Genomic DNA, 24,070 nt, shown 5'->3' on the forward strand with positions numbered 1-24,070 from the left:
AATGAAAAGGAAGAATTAGTCGCTTAAATTATACATAAACGTGTCCGGATTCTTGACTCAGATCCAGGAAATACAGTTGTAGCTGATAAGATTGCAACGGCAATCAATAAACTAAACTTTTTCATTTCTTAACTCCTCCATCCTATTGACATGAGTAAATTTTCGACATATTGTAACGGATTACACAAGCTCATCTTACCTTATTTAATTTTAAAAACAACTCTAACGTTAGAATGATGTAAACGCACGGAATGCAGACACGTTTTATTGCAGATTCATTAATAATTTCTAATTTTCAAAGCGGTGTTCGTCGAAAATTACGACAACTCACCTGAGTTACGGTATGATATGACTAGAACAATTCGAGGAATGAGATAAATGGAAAAAGTTGGTTATGGAAATAGCCATGCAAAATTAATTCTAGTTGGTGAGCACGCGGTTGTTTATGGGGTGCCCGCCATCGCGATTCCCTTAAAGGATATCGAAGTGAATGTCACGACGCGTGGGACAGGATCGAGCAATTACGACTTGCCTACTGTGCAAATAGAATCTGAATTATTTACCGGTTCGCTACAAACCGCGCCAGAAAACTTGCAAAATATCGAAGCACTGGTCGCAAAATTCATGGCAGATTTTGCGGCAGATTTTAACTGGCCACAAGAGTTGCAGCTGACCATTGATAGCCAGATCCCGTTTGAACGCGGCATGGGTTCATCAGCCGCTATTGCCACGGCGGTTTTAAAAAGCTTGCTTGATTTTACTAGCATGCGATTGACTGACGACCAATTCAATCAATTGATCACCTTAGAAGAAACCATTCAGCATGGCAATCCCAGTGGCTTGGATGCGTTGGTCGTGAACGCGGATCAGGGTTATTTTTTCCAGCGCGGGCATGCATTTCTCCCCTTGCAATTAAATTTACCAGGCTATTTATTGATCGTCGACAGTGGCATCACCGGCCGCACCAGCGAAGCTATTCAGAAGGTCGCGGCATTGCATCGTGATCAGCCACAACTCTGGCAAGCACAAATGGATCGAATTGCCCAGCTAGCGCCTCAAGTCAAAACATTACTGGCCACTGACACCACCATAGCTCAGCAACAACTAGGCCAGCTCCTGACCGAAAATCAAGCGGCACTCGAGTCCTTGCAGGTCAGCACTCCTGAACTCGACACGTTGATCCACCGATTAATTATCGCAGGCGCGTCAGGTGCGAAATTAACCGGAGGTGGCCTTGGTGGTTGTGTCTTCGGTTATTTTACCGACCAAGCCACCGCAAAAAAAGCACAAGAACAGTTTACCGAAAAAACATGGTTAACCGAATTGGCGGCCGATCATCACGAGTTGGAGAAAAATCATGAGTAAAGCACGTGCCTATACAAATATCGCGCTGATCAAATACTGGGGCAAACGCGATGTTGCGGAAATGTTACCCTACAATAGTTCATTATCATTGACGTTAGATCAGTTTTATACTGAAACTAGCGTCGATTTTGTTGATCAAAAAGAAGACCAGTTCTTTTTCGGCAGTGAAGCACAACCTGTCTCACCAAAAGTCAAACGCGTGCTTGATCGGGTGCGTTCGCTGAGTGGTCGCGACCAAGCCGCCGTTGTTAAGACCGTCAATCATGTGCCGACCTCTGCTGGCCTCGCCTCGTCTGCCTCGGCTTTCGCAGCCTTAGCAGTCGCTGCCAGTGCGGCAGCAGATTTGCAGCTGTCGCAACGAGAGCTCTCGATCTTGGCGCGTCACGGTTCCGGTTCAGCGAGCCGTTCTATTTTTGGCGGCTTCGTCGTTTGGCATGCCGGTGTGGATGATCAGTCTTCATTTGCGGAGCCGATCACAGAAACCGTCGATTTTCCCATTGCGGTCTTGGCAATTCTAGTCGATCAAGGTCGCAAGAAAGTTTTGTCGGGTGCAGGGATGCAAGCCAGTGTGGAGACGTCCCCGTTTTTCTCAGCTTGGGCACAAACCGCCGAGCAAGCCATTCCCAAGATGGAAAAAGCCATTGCCAACCAAGATATCGCGGAAATCGGCGCGCTCGCCGAAACCAACGCCATGCAGATGCACGCCACCACATTGAGCGCGGATCCACCGTTCACTTATTTTGCCCCTGAAACTTTAAAAATCTGGGAAATTGTACGTGAAATTCGTACGAAAGGTTTAAATTGTTACCTAACGCTTGACGCTGGACCCAATCCTAAATTAATATGTCAACTGCAGGATATCGAAACAATCACCAATTATTTACAAAACCGCATACCTGATTTAACATATACACTCTGTCGACCGGGGTCGGGTGCCCAATTGGTCGCTAAATAAATTTGAAGGGTCGAATCGATTAAATGATTACTGTCAAAGCTCCTGGTAAATTGTATATTGCCGGCGAATATGCCGTACTGGAGCCAGGACATCCAGCAATTTTAGTTGCATTGGATCGTTTTATTACCGTGACTGTTTCTGAGGCGGAAGTTCAAGGTACGATCAATTCACAACAATACGCGGAAACGGATTTTCATTGGCGTCGTCAAGGCGACCAAATGGTTTTCGATAATCGCGATAATCCCTTTCACTATATTCTTGAAGGCATTCGCGTTGTCGAAACATTAGCGTTAGAGCTGGGCAAACCATTGCGGATCTACGACCTGAATATCAATAGTCAGTTAGAAGATAATGGTGGCCGTAAATTTGGTCTGGGCAGTTCAGCGGCCGTGACGGTTGCAACCGTCAAAGCCCTAAGTGAATTCTATCAATTGAATCTTTCACGCTTGGATATTTTCAAGTTGGCCGCAATTGCCCACTTTAATATTCAAGGCAACGGTTCATTGGGCGATATTGCCGCGAGCGTCTTCGGTGGTTGGCTGGCTTTTAGCACCTTTGATAAAGATTGGCTACGTACAGTGCTCAAGAACGATACGCTCGGTGAAGTTTTAGCCAGCGATTGGCCAGGATTGAAGATCGAGATCTTACATGTGCCCGATGAATTGGAATTATTGATCGGTTGGACCGGTTCCCCCGCTTCAACGAGTCGTTTAGTCGATAAAATTACAATCGCGAAATTTGCTAAGAAAAATCAGTACCAAGAATTCCTCCTTCAAAGTCAAAAATGTGTTCAGAGTATTATCGCCGGAATTCGTGCTCAAAATTTGGCCGTTGTTAAAAGTGGCATTCGTGAAAATCGTGTGATCTTGCGACAACTTGGCGCTTTTTCTGGGGTCAACATTGAAACACCCGCGCTCAAAGAATTGTGTCAAATCGCCGAAAATTGTGGCGGTGCGGCCAAGTTTTCCGGTGCTGGTGGCGGCGATTGCGGTATCGTGATCACCGACCGCTATGTCGATCAAGCCCGGCTAATTTCGGAATGGGGTCAACATCAAATCACGACATTGCCACTATCCGTCTATGATCTTTCCGAGGCAATCGTATGACACCACGATCACAACAAGAACAACGCAAAAAAGAACATCTCGCCATTGCAGAGCGTTTATATCGACAGCCAGAATTTGACCGTGATCAATTCGCACAGGTTCGGCTGATGCACCCTGTCTTGCCAGAAACAAATATGGCAGCTGTTCATCTTGAACAGCTGCTCTTTCATAAACCAATAAACTATCCAATATACATTAACGCCATGACTGGCGGCACAGCAGAAGCCATGCCGATCAATGAAAAACTTGCTGAATTGGCCGCGCATTTCAAAATTCCGATGGCCGTTGGTTCCATGAGTATTCTCAAGAGCCAACCTGAACTAGCAGACAGTTTTATTGCTGCGCGTCGGTTGAATCCCGAATGTGTGGTTTTCGCCAATTTAGGTGCAGACAAGTCACCTCAGTTTGCCCAGGAAATGATCGATTTATTGCAGGCGGATGCCCTCCAGATCCATCTCAATGCCGCCCAAGAATTTGCGATGCCCGAAGGTGACCAAGATTTCCATTGGACGGATTCATTAAATGAATTGCAAAAAACGATCGGCACGCAAACCCCGATCATCGCCAAAGAAGTCGGATTTGGCATGAGTGCTGCTAGTCAAGATTCACTACTGAAACTAGGCCTTGAAAATCTTGATCTCTCCGGAATTAGCCGAACGAATTTCATCACCATTGAAAATAGACGGCGGTCACAGGCGCTAGTGTCTGATTACAGCGACTTTGGACTGACCCTAGTAGAAAGTCTCCTATCACGGTTAGCATTGCAACAAGCGACTAGCAGGACGTCAAAAATCACTTTCGCCAGCGGTGGCATTTCCACACCTTGGCAAGCCATCAAGGCCTTCGCATTAGGCGCCGATTTCGTCGGCATGTCCGCCTATTTCTTGCACCTGGCTCTACACCACCCGCTCACCGAAATGATCGCTATTTTCGGAGCGTGGTTAACTGAATTCGAGCAGATGTTGCCGGTATTAGGCTGTCAAACGATTAAAGACTTGCAACACATAGAATTGATCTTGAGTCCCGAATTGATAAGCTTTACAGAACAAATTGGTTTAGATCCGCATCAAATTCGGTTCAATCGCGAAACATAAAATAATAGCGTCTCGACAATTAGAAAAATCAATTGTTGAGACGCTGTTTTTTTATGAGGTTATTTTTGACGGCGATAATATTGAATCTTAACCCCATCAAGTACCAGTGTGGCAATCGCAACGCTGGCGATGATCAGCAGAATCCATGACCAAGAAATCATCGTGGTCAATATCCCGGTTGCAACTAATAAGGTGGCCAGGACCACATTCAAGCCGACCATGAATGAGACCCATCGACTTGGTCTTGAACGCCAGAAAGCCCCTTCTGTTCGCGTCATGAGAATGGTCGTCATCGCTGAATAAATCAGATAAAGAAACATTGCCGAACTGATTTCACCCTGCGACAGTGTCGTTTGGGTCACAAAAAACCAGAGTAACCCTAAACCGAGTGCTAACCAACCAATCGTGAAAATCGCGGCGATTTTGCTTAATTTCGGCAAATCCCAATGCACCGGTTGCTGCGCCGGAACCGCATGATCGGTTCCTAAAACCAATGTCACCAAATCATTCATGACCACAATAAACACAATCAAACTTAATGACACCGGAAAGAAACCGGTGAAAATAAACCCGAAAGTTAATAATGCTGCTAATTCGGCAGTTCTAGCCAATTTCGTGATCGTCCAGGTCATCATCCGTCGATACACACGATGACCACTGTCGATTACTTGCATCATGTCCAATAAACGATCATGCGTCAGCACAACTTTGGCTGCACGTTTAGCCACATCCGTTGCAGTTGAAACGGCAATCCCTACATCGGCCTGCTTCAATGCCGGCGCGTCATTGATACCATCACCAGTCATACCAACGACTTGCCCACGATCCTGTAAAGACTTGACGATATCATATTTATCTTTCGGAAAGACGTTAGCGAAACCATCGTAAGCAAGTGGATCTTGGCCAGCAGCGTTGACATCGGCAATGTGATCACCAATACCGACTGATTTAGCAATCACACGTGCTGTTTCCGGCGTATCACCCGTCAGCATCATGACTTTGATCCCACGCCGTTGCAATTTTTGAACGGCCGTTTTGGCATCTTGTTTCGGCTGATCCGTTAACGCCATCAAACCGATCAGTTGAAAATCCTCAGCCGGACCATTTTGCAAACCAATTGCTAAGATTCGCGCGCCGATTGCACTCAGATCATGGAGATCGTGATCCATATTTGCTGGAGCAGTTCCCATTGTCTGCAAGGTCGTCGGTGAACCCATGATGACGGTTTGTTTCTGCTTGTTGAGGATAATTGTCGCAGTCGAATACTTCACCGCGGGATCAAACGTTTTGAAATCAACGCGGTTTAGTCGCTCAAGTTGCCGATGAGAAAATTCCTTCAAAAGCGCCCTGTTGATGGTATCGTGAGATGATTCATCGGCAGCTGCCGCGGCAAACTGGAGCAAATTATTCTCAGTATATTGACGGTCATAGCTAATCATTTTCGCAATTTGTGACCTGTTTTTAGTCAAGGTGCCAGTTTTATCGATCAATAACACATCTAAACTGGCCGCTTCTTGAATACCAGTCAATCCCGTCACTAATATTTGTTGCTGAGCTAATTTTTTGGCTTCTAGCGAATTGGCAACGGTAAAACTGGATGGCATTGAAATCGGAATGGTCGCAATAAATAAAATAACCAAGAATGGTAACAGTTCTTGCCATGAGTTGCCTTTGACCAGCGCGCTGATCACTAGGATAATGGCCAAAATAATATCCAAATAAGCAAGATAACGAACAATATTGAAAAGTAAGGTTTGTAGTCGACCAGGCGCTTCGGAGTTTTGCGAAAGTTCAACCGTTTGCCCATAACTACTTTGTGAGCCGATCGCACTCACTTCAGCGATAACTTCACCATGAGTCACGGTTGAACCAGACTTTATTTGTTCCCCATTCTGCAATGTCACATCCGCAGATTCACCGGTCAAAGCCGCTTGATCCACGCTGATCACACCACGCAGAATTTTCAGATCGGCAGCGACGATATCGCCGGCTTTCAAATGAACAATATCACCAGGCACTAATTCTTTGGCGACGACGCTTTGCCAAATGCCATCACGCAGAATACGAGTGGAAGCCTGCAACTTCTGATGCAAGAATCCGATTGCTTTTTTGGCACGCTGTTCTTGAATTTCGCCATCGATTGCTGAAAAGAGTAATAACAGAATGACGACGGCTGCCTGGAATTGTTTGCCTAGAATAAATTCGAAAATAATTGCCGCCTCAAGCAACCACGAAATTGGATTTCATAGGCGTTTAAGCGTCCCCATCAATGGATTATCTTCATGAACGGGTATTTCGTTGACACCAAACTGTGCTCTTTTTTGTTGAACCTGTTCTTGGGTTAACCCAGATTTTTCAGCGAATTGTGCTTCGAAGTTTGAACGACCACTGATTTTTTCACTCACCATCAGATCATGCCCCTTACTCACTGTTTTTCCCAAACGATTAAAAACGTCCACTGAAACTTCAACCAAATGAATTCTCAGTGGACGCATCAATCATTCGCAGACAAACATCTTTATATTTGAGCTTTTAATCAAAATCAATATTGTTTGGGAAACGAGCTAAACGCGCATTGTCACCCAATTCTTCTTCGATCCGCAATAATTGATTGTATTTCTCAACTCGTTCAGAACGTGCAGGCGCACCAGATTTCAACTGTGCCGCATTCGTTGCAACCGTAAAGTCGGCGATAAAGGTATCCCCAGTTTCGCCTGAACGATGTGACATCATTGTCGTATAACCATTTTTACGCGCAAGACGAATGGCTTCAAGTGTTTCGGTGACTGTGCCAATTTGGTTCAACTTGATCAAAATTGAGTTAGCCATTCCATTCTTGATTGCCTTAGTGATTAATTCAGGATTGGTGCAGACCGGATCATCAGCCACAATTTGGACTTTATCACCCATCTTGGCAGTAACCTTCTCGAAGTTATCCCAGTCATCTTCACTGAATGGATCTTCAATCGAGATAATCTCAGGGAATTGATTCAGTAAATCTTCGTAATATTGACTCATTTCATCCGCGGATTTATGAGTGCCTTCAAAATCGTATTGTTTTGTTTCTGTGTTATAGAAATACGAAGCAGCCGCATCAAAGGCAATAGCAATTTCTTTGCCAGGTGTGTAGCCGGCTTTTTCAATGGCTTCGTGTAACATTTGCAAGGCTTCTTCAGAAGACTTCAAATCTGGTGCGAAACCACCCTCATCACCGAGTCCAGATTGATAACCGGCCGCTTCGATGACTTTTTTCAAGGTATGATAAGTATTGGCAATTTTTTCAAAACCATCGCGGAAGCTAGTACGTTCAACCGGAGTGATCATAAATTCTTGCATGTCGATCCCATTATCCGCATGCTCGCCGCCATTGATGACATTATGAAAAGTCTGTGGTAACTCCAAGTCAGTACCACCAAGATAACGATACAGCGGCACTTTCTGATAATTGGCAGCAGCACGTGCCGTCGCCATCGAGACGCCGAGAATGGCGTTGGCACCTAGACGAGCTTTATTTTTAGTACCATCTAAATCGATCATAATTTGATCAACATTGCCTTGGTTAAAAGGTGAAACACCTTTCAGTGCATCGTTAATCTCTGTATTCACATTGTTAACAGCTTTGCTGACACCCTTACCTTGCAAACGCGAACCACCATCACGCAATTCAACGGCTTCTAACTCACCAGTCGAAGCACCAGATGGCACTTCAGCGCGACCCAAAGTCCCATCAGACAAAATAACATCCGCCTCGACCGTAGGATTACCACGAGAATCAAAAATCTCACGAGCCTTAACCTGTTCAATATAAACTGACATACAAAAACCTCCTTAAAGTTTTGAGAGTGCGAAAAGCTACGGGTTGAAATGGAGGATTAATGCAACTCATTCATAAAATCTGCTTTTAGATTTTTTGAATGAGTTCATTAACCGGAAATTTCAGTAGCTTTGAGCACGTTTAGAGTGCTTAAAGTCATGGGTTGAAACTGAGGATTAACTTCGAGCAATGCTTAAAACCGGTCTTAGATTTAAACATTGCTCAAGTTAACCGGAAGTTTCAATGACTTTAAGCACGTTTGAAAACAAAAAAGACGCCTGCCAGCATAAATAAGCTGGCAGACGTCATCAATTATTTAAAATAAATAATAGTCCCGCGAACGTCATCGCGTTTTAGTTTTCATGATGAGTATAGGTCAGGACCAAAAAAATTGCAACACGTTTGATCTAACTCTCCTCGTCTTGAAAGGCTAGCAGATCGCCAGGCTGACAATCGAGCACGCGACATAATTTCTCAAGCGTTGAAAAACGGATTGCCTTAGCTTTGCCGTTTTTTAAAATCGATAAATTCGCCATCGTAATGCCGACCCGTTCCGAAAGTTCGGTGACGCTCATTTTGCGTTGTGCTAACAAAACATCCAGATTCACAATAATTGCCATGAGCTCACCTTTCAGACCGTTAAGTCGTTTTCTTTTTTGATTGTGATAGCGTTGATCAACAGTTGTTCCAAGACCGTCGCGAAAACACCTACTGCAAACGGAATGAACACCAATCCTGCGCCCATTAACACTAAGCCGGGTGCATCGTCAGCATCTGCCGCAAAGAAGACAAAAGGCATGATTCCGATCGCATCGATACCGATCGCGAATATCGAGGCGGTTATTTTCCTGACCACTGGCAATGAAGCCGTTGAAAAAGTCCGATCATGATCGATCAAGTTCAATAACTGATTAAGTAAATAAGCAATATAAATCATGAGCGCGATCGCAATCAATACGACTGCAACGAACAGCCACGCGCTAACTGGCTGTTGATGCTCACTAGTGAAGAATTGCGTAGTCACGAGCACCCCAAACATGAGCACAACTAGCACCGCAAGAACCAGAACTGCTTTTAAAAAGAGAATCCGTTTTTTCATTCGTTCAACCTCGTTCTTTATTTAATCTAACGAAATAATACCACGAGAATTAATCTTTATCAATAAAAATATATCGATAAGCGATAATAATTGGTTGCCCAAATAAAAAAGCTCAATCGCCAACACTAGCCGGCAATTGAGACAAGGTAATTTAAAAACGTAAATTTTTCGGATAAAAGTTTTTCAACGTCTGACCAACCAGATAACCCCAGCTAAAGATTTGTTTCTGGTAAACGACTGGATACCAGCCTTTAGCTAACTGCTGGCTCATGTTGATCGTTTCGCCATGTAAATAATGTGGTAATTGCTCATCAGTCAATTCAATGATGTCGTTGAACTGATCTGAAGCTGTGGCCATGACCAAGGCGTGATTGGGAACGAAGCGATTCTTGCGGAACTCCCCTAACCACAGACCACGGCGCACAAATTTCAAAGCTGTAATCGACGCTAATTCGGTGGGAACCGCAAATAATTGGTCGCCTTTTAACTGCAACGTCTGCGTCAACCATGATGGTGTTTGAACGAAGGTGGCCGCCATGAATTGATCGAACAATGCTTGCTGGTTTTTGTCGAGTTTGGCAGAAGCAACTGGTTGTCGACGTGCTTTCTTTTTTGCTGGTTTTTGAGAAACAGCAATGTTTGAATCAGTCACGAATAAATCATGTGCCTGCAACTTGACCATGAAGTGGCCCTCGCCCTGCAATTGTTGCGGCCAGAAACGGCGCGCGTTCAATAATTGTGAGTTTTGCGCGCCCCATTCTGGTCGTCCACTGGCAACGCCAGGCCAAGTTTGTGTCGGTACTACCGTTGATAATGCCGGGTAATTAGCTAACAGCCAAGCGATATTTTCTTCGTCTTCTTCGGGTGAAAAAGTGCACGTCGAATAAACTAACTGTCCATTCGGCTTCAACATTTTTAAGGCCGCCGCTAAAATTGCCCGTTGCCGATCTTGGCATTGTTGAACGTATTCAGGTGACCAATATTGCATAGCGTCAGGATCCTTACGAAACATGCCTTCCCCTGAACATGGTGCATCGATCACGATTTGATCAAAAAAATTGGGTAAGAGTTCCGCCAATCGATCTGGATCGTGATTAGTAACCACCACATTGCTATAGCCGAAACGCTCGACATTTTCTGACAAGGCTTTGACACGTTGCCCGTCGATTTCATTGGCGACTAATAAGCCCGTTTCGTTCAACAGAGTGGCTAACTGCGTGGTTTTACCACCGGGTGCGGCACAAAGGTCGAGTACGCGCCAATTAGCTTGTGGATCAGCTAAAGTGGCAACTGCTTGGGCACTGGGTTCTTGGCTGTAAACGGAACCGGAAATCTGCGCCATCGAATGCCCCGAACTTTTACCATAGAATCCATTTGAACTCCAAGGGATAGATTGAAATTCTTGACGGATATTTTCGAGCTTGGTCGTCGAAACCTTTTTAGGATTCAAACGAAATCCTGTTACCGCTTGCTCCGCAAAGCTTGCCAAAAACGCGGTCGCTTCAGACTCGCCTAATAATTGTTGGTATTTTTCAATAAATGCAACGGGTAATTCCATCTAATTCAACTCACGCTTTCTTTTTGATTGCCGCCCGCAAATGCGCGTAAGGCTGTGAATGACTGAGGTAAATTGAAGTCACGATAATCATGACCAGATCGAACGCGGCAATGATTCCCAAGATAATCGCTGGTTGTTCGATCGGTTGTAAACGCCAGCCAGCCACGAATCCGATCCCTGTGGCAATCACCAAGTGACCCGCAAGTCGCCCGATCATATTCAACGCTAACTGATTCTTTAAAAAACCACCGAGCTGAAAATTCTTAGTCGCAAAAATAATCAGGTAAACCAATATCCAGGTCATAATGATCATTAAAGCCACAATCAAAATCGTCTGAGTCAGGATCATCCCTGAACGCTCAAACCAACCTTGACGTTCACGTTTAACGGTTGAATTATCGACCAAACGAGTCGTATTTTTCGCACCAAAAATAGCCAGGATTTTTTTCGTATCAGTGGGTTTAGTAGTCGTTGGATCGTAGATGATCCGGAAATTAGAAGTTCGAACGGTGTTGGCGAGATCTTGATTGGGTGATAAAGACAAAAAAGTATGCCGATTAATGGCAGAATTTGTTTTCTCACCGGCAACGCCGATCACTGCCAGATAACGTTCACCTAAATGATAATACATTTGTGATTGGGGTTGATAAGCGTCTTTGGTGAGATCGGTGCCGAGAATCACGAACGGCACCTCAGAAAGATAATCATTCTTACTAAAACTACGACCAGAAATCATCGGTAAGCTGTCGTTGCTGTTTCCTTTGGCATAGACGTAGGACAGATTGGGGTCTTTGCGGCTGATCATTTGTAACTGGAAATTGGTGACGGAACTCTTGGCCATTTTTTGTACGGTCGATAAAACCGTCTGATTTTTGGCGTCAGTCAAGATCAAACTTTCGACGGACATCCCGTTACGATTCAACCGACTTTCGTTATTGCGCTGTTCGCTTTGACGAAAGCTGACAAATATTAAGAAGGTCAAAATAACCAAGATCAGGTCGATAAAAAGTTTTTTTTTCATTAAAATTACGCTCCAATGGATTTACCGAAACAAGAATAATTGTTCAGCGACTAAATCACGACGCGGTAGATAACGATTCGTTAATTGAATCTGCGCCGAAAAGTTCGTTGGCTGCGTGCGCCAAAATAATTCGCTATTGGTCACGCCGAATTTCTCACCGATCACTAACAGATCCGGGTGATTGGGTAGCTGACGAATTCGTTGTAACAAGCACCAGTCTAACGGATCGCGGTCTGGACTCCAACTTAGAATAATAGTATCGACTTGCTCGCCAAACTTAGTAATGGCCGCAGTGGCCGAATAATTTTGAACAGGGAAAAATAATTGTCGGCCCGTTTGATTCTCGCCTTGCCAGGCAAAACTATCGGTGGCGATCACAGATTGTCCTCGGCCCTGCAAAGCTTTCGCTAATAACCCATTGCCGGCCATTAATTCTAAATAACGGCGGAAGGGCCAAAATTTCGTCCACATTGCCACAGCTTGTTGGTTGATCAACGTCCACTGGCCAAAATGGTATTGCAAAAACTTGCGAAAATTATGCAGCAGTTGATCGATCACCCGATAATCTGAATTGACTCGAAGTTGTAAGTGCGGTTGCGCGCTGGCGATTTCTAGGAACGTCAGCCAATCATCATCATTGAGACCTAGTAAGGGAAATGGTCGTGAAAGTAATTGACCGGCTTGAATTTCCGCCACGCACCGATCGACTTCTGTTAATTGTAATTGTAAGTTGAGCGCTTCAGTATATGGCTGGCACAACTGATGTAATCGCGATAAATAATCCATAATATTTATTTTAGCGAACCAGACCCTAAATAGCAAAAAAACGACAAGATTTAACAAAATAGCAAAATATTTGCCGTAAAAAATCGATTCAATGTTGGATCAAATCGTCGTCGTCAAATGAGTTTATTTTTTTAGTTGTTCCAGTAAGGCTGCCATTTGTTCGATTTCTTGACGTTGGGTGATCGCAATTTTTTCGGCCAACGCTTTGACTTCAGGATCACTCAAGTGTGCGCGTTTGCTCGTTAATATGGCCATCGAATGATGGGGAATCATCCCACGTAGCCAGGCAGCATCATTGACCGTTGTTTGGCTGCGCACCAGAAATAATGAACCTCCAAAAATCAGCACACTCACCAGAATGATCAGCCGATTAAGTCGTTTATTTTTGTACATTGGCCACATGAATAGCAACATCACAATTGCCATCGTCGCACCCATCAACAACGCCATCCAGAACATTGTTTGACTGAAAAAATAATCACCAAACTGGTAAATATTAAAAAACATCAATCCATACATGATTACGGTTGAAACAACGATCATCATCAAAAATTTAATATATGGCTTCATCTTTGCGCCCACTTTCTCAAGCTTTATTATTACTATAGCAAAGCCCGCGAGGATAAAGCTATCTTAAGACTCTAGTGCGTTTTTCAGAAGGTTTTTACGAAAGAGTGCGACATTTTTAACCGCTGACCTGTAATTTTGTAATCGGTTACGCTACAATGAAGTTGAGTATTAAACAATATTTTCGATTAGGATGCGATTTTATGACAATTTATGTAAATAGCCAAGATAATCAAAAAGAAATTCCTGCTACCACCGCTTTATGGCAAACTGGAGCCGATTCAATTGCTTTGCCGACACAATTAAGTGCGGCTAAATTTGCCGATCAAGAACCCGCGACTATTCTGCAGACGATCGTGCAAACATTCATGTCTGACCAAACCGCCGCTGAAATCGCAAAGACCGTTGAAACCGCCCTCGCCCAGACTTTCAAGAAAAAGAAGCTGGCGACGTTGGTCGATCTGAATGACGATTTAGCATTCGGCGAAACCTTCCACGGCGCCACGATGACCCAAGCGGATTTAGCGGTGTTATTATTGTCCGCATTTTCTGAACCAAATCAAATTTTTGCATGCGCCGATCCAGACTTAATTGTGGCCTTGGCCGCTAATTTGTTACCCACGCAAAAACTTGTCGGCTTTTATGATCCGACTGAGGTGGGACAATTTGTTCAAGATGAGTTGGCGTCCATTCAAGCTGACGAAAATATTCAAATCGCCACCAGTTCAACTCCAGAAGCAGCAATCGCCGAATTACAGGCGGCCGCTGCCAATGTGCAACTTGTGAGTGCTGACCAACTATTGACGCTCGTTCCTCAAATCGCCGCGCTTTTTAATTTAGCTGCTCAAAATACAGCGCCGACACCGCTGGAATTTGTAATTGGTCAAGAGCAGTTGCCATTAGTTTTAGCGGCTGCCTATGCTCAAAAACTCGGCCTCAACATCGACCACGTCACCGTTGCGGTGGATGTCAATTCAACGTTGGCGAAGTTTTTGGGCGGTGATGATGCCCAATTAACGCCGTCTGACAAAACTATTTTAATCCGCTTAATCAGCGTCCTAACTGATTCAACGAAAATTGCCAGTCAACCCAATGACTTACGCGCAATTTTAACCGATAATCAGCTGATTTCATTAACAATGACCGGCGCGCAACAAATTCAACCGACGATCAAACATTATCAAATTGCAGACAACTACACGATCGGCGCCTCAACTGCGCTAGCGGCGGCTGGAATTGCACAAAAAAAGAGCAACCACAAAATCATCGTGATTGCACCAGTGGACCCCTATTTAACACCAGAAATTGTCTTACAAAGCATAACTGGGCGTGACGACGGCAAACGCGATTTCGAATCAGTTCAGATCCTGCGCCAAATCATCAACACCAAAACGCCGCGGTTGCTCACTCATTTAAAAGCGAGCGAATCTGCAACAATTCCTGAATATCAACTCGCAAATATAACCGCGTGGTTGGCTTAGTGAATGCCCATGCCTGATTCATCGATGATCGGATCGTTGAAGTTATGACGGTAATAGTCAACGTCGATCACTTTATATTTATTATTGACAAACTTAGCAATGATTTTACCCTTTTGAACCGGCGACCAGCCTTCACTGCCTAGAACAACTAATTGATCATTGATAATATCGGCTTTTTTACCGAAGTCAGCGCCGAAGAAATCTTTGATCGTTTCCTGAGTCGTTTTGACTGTGTATGGTAAGAAATAACTCATCTTTGCGGTTGAAAAAGCGGTAAATTCTGTCGTTGGAAAATTTGCTAATTGATTAACATCCATATTTTCACCTACATTTACTTTCTCTATTTTTTGAATTAATGGTAAAATTAACTTGTGTTACTCAAGGAGGTATTTTTATGTCATTGCCAAAAATTGCGGAAGAATTAATTGATTTACAGAAACGTAAGGAACTCACAGATACGCAGATTGCGTTTGAGAGCCATTTCAGCGTTGAAAAGTTGCACCAAATCAAGGCTGGGGAATTCGATCCTAGCGATGAAGACATCAAACATTTGTCAGCGTATCTTGCTAGCAAGAAATAAGCTCTGTTAATGTCTAGGACGACCAGTGAAAATGGTTGTCCTTTTTTTGTAGCTTGTTAGTTAGCTTGGTGAAGAACTGGAATCAACGTCTCATTCGTTTTGTATCATTAGTTCTGCTTGCTTGAAGCCCTGGGGAGAACTGGGGTTAACATCTTCATTTGCTTAGTAGCAGTGTGTTCAAAGACCCTTTTTTAAACAAGCTGCAATAAAGGCCACTACCTAAAAAAACTCACCGTAATCTCAGCGAGTTCTTGGTCAGATATCAAATTAGCCGATGCCTAGTGAGATGCGCGCATAGCGGCTCATTAATTCAGGCGTCCATTGCGGATACCAAACAAGCTCGATATCGACATCAGTGACTTCAGGCAAGGCTTCAAGGACGCTGTTGATTTGATCCGATAAATAATCGGTCAGTGGGCACCCCATCGTCGTCAAAGTCATGTTGACGGTCGCTAAACCATCTTCATCGAGATCAACATCATAAATTAGTCCCAAGTTAACAATATCGATACCGAGCTCAGGATCGATCACTGCCTCAAGGGCGGTTAACATTTTTTCTTTCTGCTCATCAGTTGCCATAAACTCACTCCCTGCCCCCGATTATACCGAGAAATTTCTTAAAGCGCAATCGAAATAAATCGACCGTTTCTTGCGAGCTTCAACAATTACCGTAAAAAATCAGCAACCATCGCTTTTAAAAAACAGCATGTCTTTATAAAGACGCCAATTTTTGTTAAAATGGATGAATGCAACAAATAAAAGTTAGCTGAAAAAAGTCGTTCCAACAACTATTTGAACAGCTTCGCAAAGGATCCTAATCATGACAAAAAAATTAATCGCACTCGATCTAGATGGCACCACCTTAAATAACCAATCAAAAATTAGTCCCCGCACCGCTGAAATCCTCAAGAAAGCCGAAGATGCCGGCAACATCGTGACTATTGCCACTGGCCGCCCCAATCGGATCAGCGAGAACTTCTATCACGATTTACACCTGCAAAGCCCCATGGTCAACTTCAACGGTGGCTTGATCCACGTTCCCGACCAACAATGGGTTGGTGAAAAAGGCTCAACCATTCCTCGTGATTTAGTTTTTGACGTTTTAAAATTGAAAAAAGATTTACCGATCCGAATGGTTGCAGCCGAAGGGAAAAACTTTCTGTTCGCGGATCAAATTGCCGATTTAAACATCGAATTTTTCCCGACTGTTTTAAAAAGCAACCAAATTTTAAACGAGCAGTCTTTAAAAACAAATCCAACTTCATTAACGATTTTTGTGGATAATCAAGATCAAGATTACATCAAAACGGTTTTGAAACAAAAATATCCGCACATCGAATTGAATAGTTGGGGCGGCCAAGTGAACGCGCTTGAAATTGTTCACGAAGGCATCAACAAATTCGAAGGCGTTCAATACGTCGCCGACTATTTCAACATTCCGGTTGCGGATATTATTGCTTTTGGAGACGAACAGAATGACCGCGAGATGCTCACTAATGTTGGTTGGGGCGTGGCAATGGCCAATGGTGCCCCTGCAATCAAAAGTCTCGCCAAAGATGTAACGACACTCACCAATGATCAGGATGGCTTAGCGGACTACCTAGCCCACTATTTAGCCATTTAGATACACTAGTCAATAACGCGTTTCTCAGTTCACCCTACGTCTTTGATCCAGTGGCATTAATGCCACCAAACGAATGAGCCGTTAATTAAGCCATCCGCTAGCCAAACAACAAGCGACTACTTTTCGTCACTTTTTAAGACGCCACCAACTGCATAACGATTTGTCTGCATTTCATTCAAGATCACGTGAACGTGTTCTGCGGGTGCGCCGGTATTCTTGACGACAGCATCGGTCACGTCCTTGACGAGAGATTTGAGTTGTTCTTGCGTGCGTCCGGCAACTAATTCAACATGTACTAAAGGCATTTTTTTGCCCTCCTATTTTTTAAAATGATATTTTATTTCAATTTATTTTAGCACAATTCACGCGAGCAAGGGAGTCTAGTAATGACGAAACAAATTTCAAGATCTTCATGTACCTCAATTTTAATTGGTAAACAAGCAAGTAACGATGGGTCTGTGATTATCGGTCGCAATGAAGATAGCAAGACAGCTTGGCCGAAATATTTGCAATTTAATGCGCATCAACAACAAATTCACGCCCAATTCACATCTAAAGCCAATAAATTTACGTTAGATTTACCAGAAGTTGCCTATCAATATTCCGCAACCCCTGAATGGACTGACCGTTACGGCATTTTTGCCGAGGATGGTATCAACGAATATCACGTCGCCGTCAGTGCCACCGAAAGTGCCTACGCGAATGAACGAGTCTTGGCGATCGATCCTTTCGAGGAAGAAACAGGCATTCTCGAAGAGGCAATCGTAACCGTCGTCCTCCCTTATGTCAAAACCGCCCGTGAAGGCATTTGTCGTCTGGGAAAAATTATCGATGAGCATGGCAGTGCCGAGGCTAACGGTATTTTATTTGCCGATCAAAACGAGGCCTGGTATTTCGAAGTTGGTTCTGGACACCAGTGGGTTGCCCAGCGTATTCCCGATGACAGTTACGCGGTTGTCGCTAATCAATTGGCCATTCAGATCGTTAATTTCGATGATCCAGACCAATTTATTTATTCCCCTAACCTGAAAAGCTTTGTGGCTAGTCATCAGTTATGGCCAGAAAATCAGCCGTTTAATTTCCGCCGGATCTTTGGCACAACAGATGATTCTGATTACGTCTACAACACGCCGCGAGTTTGGAGTGGTCAACGGTTATTAACACCGTCAGTGCGCCAACAACCTGAATCTTATGAACTACCCTTCATTCAACAACCTGATTATCCGATCACGATAGCTCAGGCCCAACGCGTGCTATCAGACCATTATCAAGGAACCGAATACGATTTAGTCGTCGATCCGAACGCATCCAAACGCTATCGACCAATTAGTGTTGCCACAACGCAGGAATCTCATCTGCTACAACTACGTTCCAATGTTGATACCAGTCTCGTCGGGATTCATTGGCTGGCGATGGGTGTCAGTGCTCAAAGTGTCTACGTTCCCTTCTACAGCGCTGGTGCCAAAGTGCCGCCGATGTATACACGTGGCAAGGAAAACTTCACGAACAATTCTGCTTACTGGATTTTCAAACAGGCCAGTGTTCTGCTCGACCGTAATTGGAGCCGTTATGCTCGCCAATTGACTTCAACTCAAGATCAAGCGACTCAAAAAATGTGGCAAAATCTGTTCCAAACTGATCAAAAGATTAGCACGATCACTTCTGACGACAAACAAAAAACCATTGATGAGGCCAATCAACAAGTAGCTGATATTGCCATCAAGGCTTATCAAAATTTGATCGGCCAGCTGATCACTGAACAAACAGCTGCCTCACCCTTAAATTTCAAAGTTGATCCTAATCTCTAATATTTGTTAAACGCCAAATCTCCTGAGCAAGTTGCTGAGGAGATTTTTTTGTGGCTGAAATTTCCAGATCGGCAACTTGTCGATAATATTTCTGTCGTACCTTGAAACGTTCCTGCAATTCTGACGACGACAATTTTGTGGCTAATGGGCGCGTTTGGTCGCCGGCAATGCGTGACCAACAGGTTTGATAGTCCACATTTAGCCAGATCACCTTTTTTTCTTGTTGCAACAAAACACGACTCGCGGGCGATTCGATGATCCCACCACCGGTTGCAATAATTGGCGTCGCATCCGCCAACATCTGCTGCATCACCTGATATTCATATTCTCGAAACTGGTCTTCACCGACTCGCCGAAGCAAGTCACCTGCAGGCTGCGCAAATTGCCGGCCCAATTGAAGATCAGTGTCGGCAAAATCCAAACTGTAAGTTTTAGCAAGTGTTTGGGCAACAGTCGTTTTACCCGCGCCCATAAAGCCAATAAGAACTATTGACATCATCGATCAGTCCTTTAACAGCGAAATAAGATCATCCATGAAAGTGGGATTAGAAATGGCAATGCTATTCAGACCCTTGATGGGAAAACGGTCACCAATTATCACGGCAGCAATCACCAACATCATGGCGATTCGATGATCCTTATGTGAATCAGCAGTGGTCACTGATGCGTGCAATTTGGTTGGCCCGATGATTTGTAAGCCATCTGGTTGCTCGGTAATATTGGCGCCAAGTTGAGTCAATTCAGTTGCGATCACACTTAAGCGGTCGGTTTCTTTGTAGCGCAATTCAGTCGCATCGCGAATAACGGTCGTCCCCGCGCATTGCGTTGCCAATAAACTCAAAATAGGAATCTCATCGATCAGACTACCTAAATTATGAGCATCGATTCTAAATGCGGCCAAACGATTGGTCACACTATGAATGCAGATATCGCCAGCAGGCTCACCCTGATTTTGGGCAGATTGCGAACCAATCGTCACTGCCGTGGGTGCGAGTTGGTGGATAATTTGTAAAAATCCGGTTCGCGTTTCATTTAAGCTTTGATTTTTCACAACCAATCGACTTTGTGGCAATAATAAGGCTGCGGTGATCAGAAACGCGGCGCTGGATGGGTCACCAGGAACAACGACGTGTTGGGCTTGTAACGGATGTTGCAAAGGCGACACCAACAACTTCAACCCGTGAACTTGCAAACTGTCACCTCCACCAAATTGCCGCAACATTCGTTCGGTATGATCACGACTGACTGCAGGTTGCTCAATTTCTGTAGGCGAATCTGCTTGCAAGGCGGCTAAGATCAACGCTGATTTCAGTTGTGCACTGGCCATCGGCATTTGATAGTGGATCCCGTGAATCGTTGAGGATGGTAAAATCGACAGCGGTAAATAACCAGACTTAGCCAAATAACGCGATTGCATTCCCATCGTCGTTAATGGTAGCACCACGCGTGCCATTGGGCGTTGGCTCAGACTCGCGTCTCCTTGAATCTGGATCGAAAAGGATTGTCGCGCCAATAACCCGAGGAAAAGTCGCGCAGTTGTGCCTGAGTTGCCGAAATCTAAAGCCGATTGCGGTTTGGCAAACTTACAACCGGCTTGCCCTTGAACAGTGGTCGTTTTTCCTGCAGTGGTAATGTTAACGCCGAGTTGTTGTAGGGCCAGTTGTGTCGTCTGGACATCTTGGGAATCAAGGATATTTTCGATGACCGTTGGACCAGAAGCAATCGCGCCGAAAATTAACGCACGGTGAGAGATACTTTTGTCACTTGGTGTTTGATAATCGCCCTGCAGAAATTGACCAGTGTGAAGTTGTAAATCATGCTCATAACGGTTTTGTAAAGTCGGATCAGTCATTTTGATCAAGGCCACCTTTTTTGAGATAGTCTAGATAATGATCGAAATTCTGTTTAATCCGCTGATTTTCATCGTGGCCAAACATCTCACAAAAAGCCTGCATGATCGTGATGGCAGTCATCGCTTCGGCAATTACCGAAGCTGCCGGCACAGCTGTTATGTCTGAACGCTCTACGGTTGACACGACAGACTCATGTGTTTGCATATCTACGCTAGGTGCGCCAGTTGTCTGGGTGGGAATTGGCTTCATCACCAAATCAATCACCAGGGGCATGCCATTGGTCATACCACCTTCAAGACCACCTTGATGATTGGCTGCACGCTGGAAACTGTGATTACACCAAATAATTGGATCTAGCGCAGCACGTCCGGTTTCACGACCAAAATTAAAACCATCACCGAAACTGACGCCTTTGATTGCATTAATGCTCATCAAGGCTGCACTCAATCTGCTATCAAGTTTTTGATCAGCACTGACATAACTGCCCAGGCCAATTGGTAATCCTTGGACGACCACTCGAATTTTACCGCCTAAAGTTGTCTGCTCCTGATAAGCTTGATCAATGGCAGCTTGCATCCGCTGTGCGGTATCAGGATCGATTGTCCGCACGGGACTCGCATAAATTGGCGTGATAATTTCTCGTTTAAAGTTTGCCGCTGAACTGGGCTGAGAAATCTTTTCAAGTTGTTCTTTTGACAGTGCAACTTGACCAATTTGAGTCACAGCACCAACGATTGCAATCCCAAACTGACTTAAAAATTGCTTACACAAACTACCCACCGCAACCCGCATCGCCGTTTCCCGGGCGCTAGCTCGTTCTAAGACGTTGCGTAAATCCTGCTGTTGATCATATTTCAGGCCACCCACTAAATCGGCGTGACCCGGACGTGGTTTAGTAATGATTCGTTTCGTCACCGTGGCACTTTTTTCCGCGCCGGTTGGCCAAACGGACATGACTTCGTGCCAATTCTGATAATCACGATTGGCTAGCATCAACGCAATCGGCGAGCCTAATGTTTTACCATAGCGAACGCCACCGACAATTTGAACTTGATCAGTTTCAATTTTCATCCGTTCGCCACGACCATAACCAATCTGTCGCTGGCGCAAATCAGCCAATAGTTGTTGCTGATCGAGTTGAACATTGGCTGGAAATCCAGAAATAATTGCCGTTAAATAAGGGCCATGAGATTCTCCTGCAGTAACATATTCCATTTTACGACCATCCTAACCAATCTTGAAAATCTGTTAATGCCACTCGCTTTAAAGCTGGTTGACCAATATCATGCAACAATACCAGCTCAATACCTTGATCATTTGCTTTTTTATCCAATTTCGTTTTTGCTAAAATAGCTTGATGACTGAACGTGGAAGGAATTTCAGTTGGCACTTCTAACTGTTTTAAAATTGAGCGCGTCAAATCTAACACTGATTGCGACAATTCATGATGGGCGACTAAGGCAGTCATCATCGCAACCATCCCAATACTAACGGCTTCTCCGTGGCGCAACTGCCCGTCTGCGAGTGCCTCCACCGCGTGACCGATCGTATGGCCGAAATTCAAATAGCGGCGCTCCTTAAAGTCATAGAAGTCTTGCGTGACTAGATTCGACTTGATTTGTAATCCGCGCGTCACTAGCACTGATAAGAGCGATAATGGCAATTGCGAATGAGCCTTCAATTCCGTCTCTAATTCATGTAACAAATTTGCATCTTCAGGCTGGTGGGCGCTGATCAGCAAAGATTTGATCACTTCAACCAAACCTGCAGCCAATTCGTGCTGAGGCAATGTTTGCAGAAATTTAGGATCAACAATCACTTTCTGTGCCGGATAAAAAGTGCCGATCAAATTTTTCAGCCGAGAAAAATCAACGGCAGTTTTGCCACCGATGCTACTGTCCGACTGAGCGACGACCGTGGTGGGAAGTTGGATCAATGAAATGCCGCGCATATAGGTGCTCGCCACTAAGGCCCCCAGATCACCGATCACGCCGCCGCCTAACGCGACTAAATAATCGGTCCGATTAAACTGGTTGTCGACGAGAATTTGGTAAAGTTTTTCAACTTCATTGAGATTTTTTGTGGCTTCCCCTGCTGAAACAATTACTGGCGTTACGGCAGCCAACGTTTCAAGCTGTTGTTTTACGCGCGCCAGATGTAACGGTGCCACGTGATCATCCGTCAATAAAAGGACTCGATGTCCACTGAGTTCTGGTAAAATATCAGCGAGTTTTTCACTCAGAGCCATTCCCACTGTGATCAGCGTTTGTTGATCAGCGAGCTTAAGTTGCCAACTAGCCATTATTATTTGCCGAATCGGAATCTTGTTGATAGACTGATTTTTCGGCGGCCTCTAGTTCATCTTCATGATCGATGGCACGAATTTTATTAACATGATCCACTAATTTCGTGAATTGTGCGGGTGTTAATTGTTGCGCCGCGTCTGAAAGTGCACGTGCAGGGTCTTGATGAACTTCAATTAATAGGCCTTGAGCACCAGCTGCCACCCCTGCATATGCGAGCGGTGCAACTAGATCGGCATGACCAGCCGCATGACTAGGATCGATGATTACTGGAAAGTGCGTCAGTTTGTGTAAGACAGGCACTGCGCCCACGTCTAAGACATTGCGCGTGTATGTGCCATCAAACGACCGAATTCCCCGCTCAACAAGCATGATATTAAAGTTACCTTCACTAGCAATATATTCGGCAGCGTTCAATAATTCGTCGATAGTAGCAGAAAGACCGCGCTTCAAGGCAACTGGCTTGTGCGTCCGACCAACGGCTTTGAGGAGTTCGTAATTTTGCATGTTACGCGCACCGATTTGGAAAATATCCGTATACTGACCAACAGATTCGATTTCAGCAACTGACATGACTTCTGTGATCACATCTAAGCCATTCTCGTCGGCAGCTTCACGCAAATATTTCAAACCATTGACGCCTAATCCTTGAAAATCATAAGGTGAAGTCCGTGGTTTAAATGCACCCCCACGTAAAACTGTTGCCCCAGCGGCTTTAACTTCTGCAGCCAGACGATGGATCATTTCTTCATTTTCAACAGAACAAGGACCAGCCATAACCGTAAAATTATTTCCGCCAATTTCATTATGTGCGGTCTTGATGATCGTATCGTCAGATTTGAATGCACGACTACTCAACACATACCGTGGCTGATGTTGCTCGATCCGATCAATGACAGATTTTTGTCGTTCATTGAAATCAAAAGAGTCAATATCGAAAACAACTAGGTGATTGTCGACTAAAATACCATGATGATGTTCCTGTTTCATTGTATTTAAAATATCTTTTAGAATTTCCTGATTTAATGGCTTTTTAAATTGAATAATCATTGATAA

Annotated in this window: 25 protein-coding genes; 8 read left to right on the top strand and 17 right to left on the bottom strand. The window is 44.4% G+C overall.

All coding sequences use genetic code 11. The annotated features are described in order from the left end of the window. The first annotated feature begins 378 nt into the window (after positions 1-378). Genes mvk through fni form a run of 4 tightly spaced genes read left to right on the top strand, consistent with a single transcriptional unit; the run spans position 379 to position 4,520 of the window. Entirely contained in the window at positions 379-1,365 is a 987-nt protein-coding gene (gene mvk, locus EKM67_RS05450; protein WP_125578017.1) for a mevalonate kinase, read from the top strand. Then, positions 1,358-2,320, top strand: a complete 963-nt coding sequence (gene mvaD / locus EKM67_RS05455; RefSeq protein WP_125578018.1) for a diphosphomevalonate decarboxylase — start codon at positions 1,358-1,360, stop codon at positions 2,318-2,320. Before mvk ends, mvaD begins: the two co-directional genes overlap by 8 nt. Positions 2,321-2,343: 23 nt before the next feature. Next, positions 2,344-3,426 (top strand): phosphomevalonate kinase, encoded by a 1,083-nt coding sequence (locus EKM67_RS05460; RefSeq protein ID WP_125578019.1) that lies wholly within the window; start codon positions 2,344-2,346, stop codon positions 3,424-3,426. After that, positions 3,423-4,520: a type 2 isopentenyl-diphosphate Delta-isomerase gene (gene fni, locus EKM67_RS05465; RefSeq protein ID WP_125578020.1), complete on the top strand. Its 1,098-nt coding sequence runs from the start codon at positions 3,423-3,425 to the stop codon at positions 4,518-4,520. The genes EKM67_RS05460 and fni overlap by 4 nt, the downstream gene beginning before the upstream one ends. A gap of 59 nt (positions 4,521-4,579) precedes the next feature. Here the strand turns inward: fni and EKM67_RS05470 are convergent, their stop codons facing one another. The 9 genes from EKM67_RS05470 to EKM67_RS05510 all read right to left on the bottom strand — a co-directional run bounded on the left by EKM67_RS05470 (position 4,580) and on the right by EKM67_RS05510 (position 13,368). Then, positions 4,580-6,748, bottom strand: coding sequence for an HAD-IC family P-type ATPase (locus EKM67_RS05470; RefSeq protein ID WP_164506577.1), 2,169 nt, complete (start codon positions 6,746-6,748; stop codon positions 4,580-4,582). Between the two features lie 15 nt (positions 6,749-6,763). Continuing rightward, positions 6,764-6,928, bottom strand: a complete 165-nt coding sequence (locus EKM67_RS05475; RefSeq protein WP_164506578.1) for a cation-transporting P-type ATPase — start codon at positions 6,926-6,928, stop codon at positions 6,764-6,766. A 124-nt stretch (positions 6,929-7,052) separates the two neighbouring features. After that, a complete protein-coding gene (gene eno, locus EKM67_RS05480; RefSeq protein ID WP_125578023.1) occupies positions 7,053-8,336 on the bottom strand; it encodes a phosphopyruvate hydratase in 1,284 nt (427 codons plus the stop codon). Positions 8,337-8,741: 405 nt separating this feature from the next. Then, positions 8,742-8,954 carry a helix-turn-helix domain-containing protein gene (locus EKM67_RS05485; protein WP_125578024.1) on the bottom strand — a complete coding sequence of 71 codons (213 nt, stop codon included), beginning with the start codon at positions 8,952-8,954 and terminating at the stop codon, positions 8,742-8,744. Positions 8,955-8,965: 11 nt separating this feature from the next. After that, the gene (locus EKM67_RS05490; RefSeq protein ID WP_125578025.1) at positions 8,966-9,433 is read right to left on the bottom strand and encodes a DUF2975 domain-containing protein; all 468 of its coding nucleotides are present in this window, start codon (positions 9,431-9,433) and stop codon (positions 8,966-8,968) included. Between the two features lie 151 nt (positions 9,434-9,584). After that, positions 9,585-10,991 (bottom strand): RsmF rRNA methyltransferase first C-terminal domain-containing protein, encoded by a 1,407-nt coding sequence (locus tag EKM67_RS05495; RefSeq protein ID WP_125578026.1) that lies wholly within the window; start codon positions 10,989-10,991, stop codon positions 9,585-9,587. A gap of 10 nt (positions 10,992-11,001) precedes the next feature. Then, positions 11,002-12,012: a hypothetical protein gene (locus tag EKM67_RS05500; RefSeq protein ID WP_125578027.1), complete on the bottom strand. Its 1,011-nt coding sequence runs from the start codon at positions 12,010-12,012 to the stop codon at positions 11,002-11,004. 21 nt (positions 12,013-12,033) lie between these two features. Further along, positions 12,034-12,798: an SAM-dependent methyltransferase gene (locus EKM67_RS05505; RefSeq protein WP_125578028.1), complete on the bottom strand. Its 765-nt coding sequence runs from the start codon at positions 12,796-12,798 to the stop codon at positions 12,034-12,036. A 123-nt stretch (positions 12,799-12,921) separates the two neighbouring features. Beyond that, complete coding sequence (locus EKM67_RS05510) at positions 12,922-13,368, bottom strand: DUF305 domain-containing protein (RefSeq protein WP_125578029.1); 447 nt, start codon at positions 13,366-13,368, stop codon at positions 12,922-12,924. 200 nt (positions 13,369-13,568) lie between these two features. On the opposite strand from EKM67_RS05510, the gene EKM67_RS05515 reads away from it, so the two are divergent. Then, entirely contained in the window at positions 13,569-14,846 is a 1,278-nt protein-coding gene (locus EKM67_RS05515; protein ID WP_125578030.1) for a hypothetical protein, read from the top strand. Here EKM67_RS05515 and EKM67_RS05520 read toward each other — a convergent pair. Continuing rightward, positions 14,843-15,163, bottom strand: a complete 321-nt coding sequence (locus EKM67_RS05520; RefSeq protein ID WP_125578031.1) for a hypothetical protein — start codon at positions 15,161-15,163, stop codon at positions 14,843-14,845. The genes EKM67_RS05515 and EKM67_RS05520 overlap by 4 nt on opposite strands. Positions 15,164-15,240: 77 nt before the next feature. On the opposite strand from EKM67_RS05520, the gene EKM67_RS05525 reads away from it, so the two are divergent. After that, positions 15,241-15,426, top strand: coding sequence for an LBP_cg2779 family protein (locus tag EKM67_RS05525; RefSeq protein WP_125578032.1), 186 nt, complete (start codon positions 15,241-15,243; stop codon positions 15,424-15,426). Positions 15,427-15,693: 267 nt separating this feature from the next. Here EKM67_RS05525 and EKM67_RS05530 read toward each other — a convergent pair whose 3' ends face one another. Beyond that, on the bottom strand, positions 15,694-16,005 hold the full coding sequence (locus EKM67_RS05530; protein ID WP_125578033.1) for a metal-sulfur cluster assembly factor: 312 nt from the start codon (positions 16,003-16,005) through the stop codon (positions 15,694-15,696). A gap of 241 nt (positions 16,006-16,246) precedes the next feature. Here EKM67_RS05530 and EKM67_RS05535 point away from each other — a divergent pair, with 241 nt between their 5' ends. After that, complete coding sequence (locus tag EKM67_RS05535; protein ID WP_125578034.1) at positions 16,247-17,050, top strand: Cof-type HAD-IIB family hydrolase; 804 nt, start codon at positions 16,247-16,249, stop codon at positions 17,048-17,050. 116 nt (positions 17,051-17,166) lie between these two features. Here EKM67_RS05535 and EKM67_RS05540 read toward each other — a convergent pair whose 3' ends face one another. Next, positions 17,167-17,355 (bottom strand): 2-hydroxymuconate tautomerase, encoded by a 189-nt coding sequence (locus tag EKM67_RS05540; protein WP_125578035.1) that lies wholly within the window; start codon positions 17,353-17,355, stop codon positions 17,167-17,169. 81 nt (positions 17,356-17,436) lie between these two features. On the opposite strand from EKM67_RS05540, the gene EKM67_RS05545 reads away from it, so the two are divergent. After that, the gene (locus EKM67_RS05545) at positions 17,437-18,858 is read left to right on the top strand and encodes a C69 family dipeptidase (protein WP_125578036.1); all 1,422 of its coding nucleotides are present in this window, start codon (positions 17,437-17,439) and stop codon (positions 18,856-18,858) included. Here EKM67_RS05545 and EKM67_RS05550 read toward each other — a convergent pair. The 5 genes from EKM67_RS05550 to aroF are packed head-to-tail and all read right to left on the bottom strand — an operon-like array spanning position 18,848 to position 24,064. Continuing rightward, positions 18,848-19,357 (bottom strand): shikimate kinase, encoded by a 510-nt coding sequence (locus EKM67_RS05550; protein ID WP_125578037.1) that lies wholly within the window; start codon positions 19,355-19,357, stop codon positions 18,848-18,850. The genes EKM67_RS05545 and EKM67_RS05550 overlap by 11 nt on opposite strands. 3 nt (positions 19,358-19,360) lie before the next feature. Continuing rightward, complete coding sequence (aroA, locus tag EKM67_RS05555; protein WP_125578038.1) at positions 19,361-20,710, bottom strand: 3-phosphoshikimate 1-carboxyvinyltransferase; 1,350 nt, start codon at positions 20,708-20,710, stop codon at positions 19,361-19,363. After that, the gene (gene aroC / locus EKM67_RS05560; protein WP_125578039.1) at positions 20,703-21,926 is read right to left on the bottom strand and encodes a chorismate synthase; all 1,224 of its coding nucleotides are present in this window, start codon (positions 21,924-21,926) and stop codon (positions 20,703-20,705) included. The genes aroA and aroC overlap by 8 nt, the downstream gene beginning before the upstream one ends. 1 nt (position 21,927) lies before the next feature. After that, positions 21,928-23,013, bottom strand: coding sequence for a 3-dehydroquinate synthase (gene aroB, locus EKM67_RS05565; RefSeq protein WP_125578040.1), 1,086 nt, complete (start codon positions 23,011-23,013; stop codon positions 21,928-21,930). Continuing rightward, the gene (aroF, locus tag EKM67_RS05570) at positions 23,006-24,064 is read right to left on the bottom strand and encodes a 3-deoxy-7-phosphoheptulonate synthase (RefSeq protein ID WP_125578041.1); all 1,059 of its coding nucleotides are present in this window, start codon (positions 24,062-24,064) and stop codon (positions 23,006-23,008) included. Before aroF ends, aroB begins: the two co-directional genes overlap by 8 nt. Positions 24,065-24,070 lie beyond the last annotated feature (6 nt).

This window comes from Lapidilactobacillus mulanensis, from assembly GCF_003946215.1.
Classification (GTDB): Bacteria; Bacillota; Bacilli; order Lactobacillales; family Lactobacillaceae; genus Lapidilactobacillus; species Lapidilactobacillus mulanensis.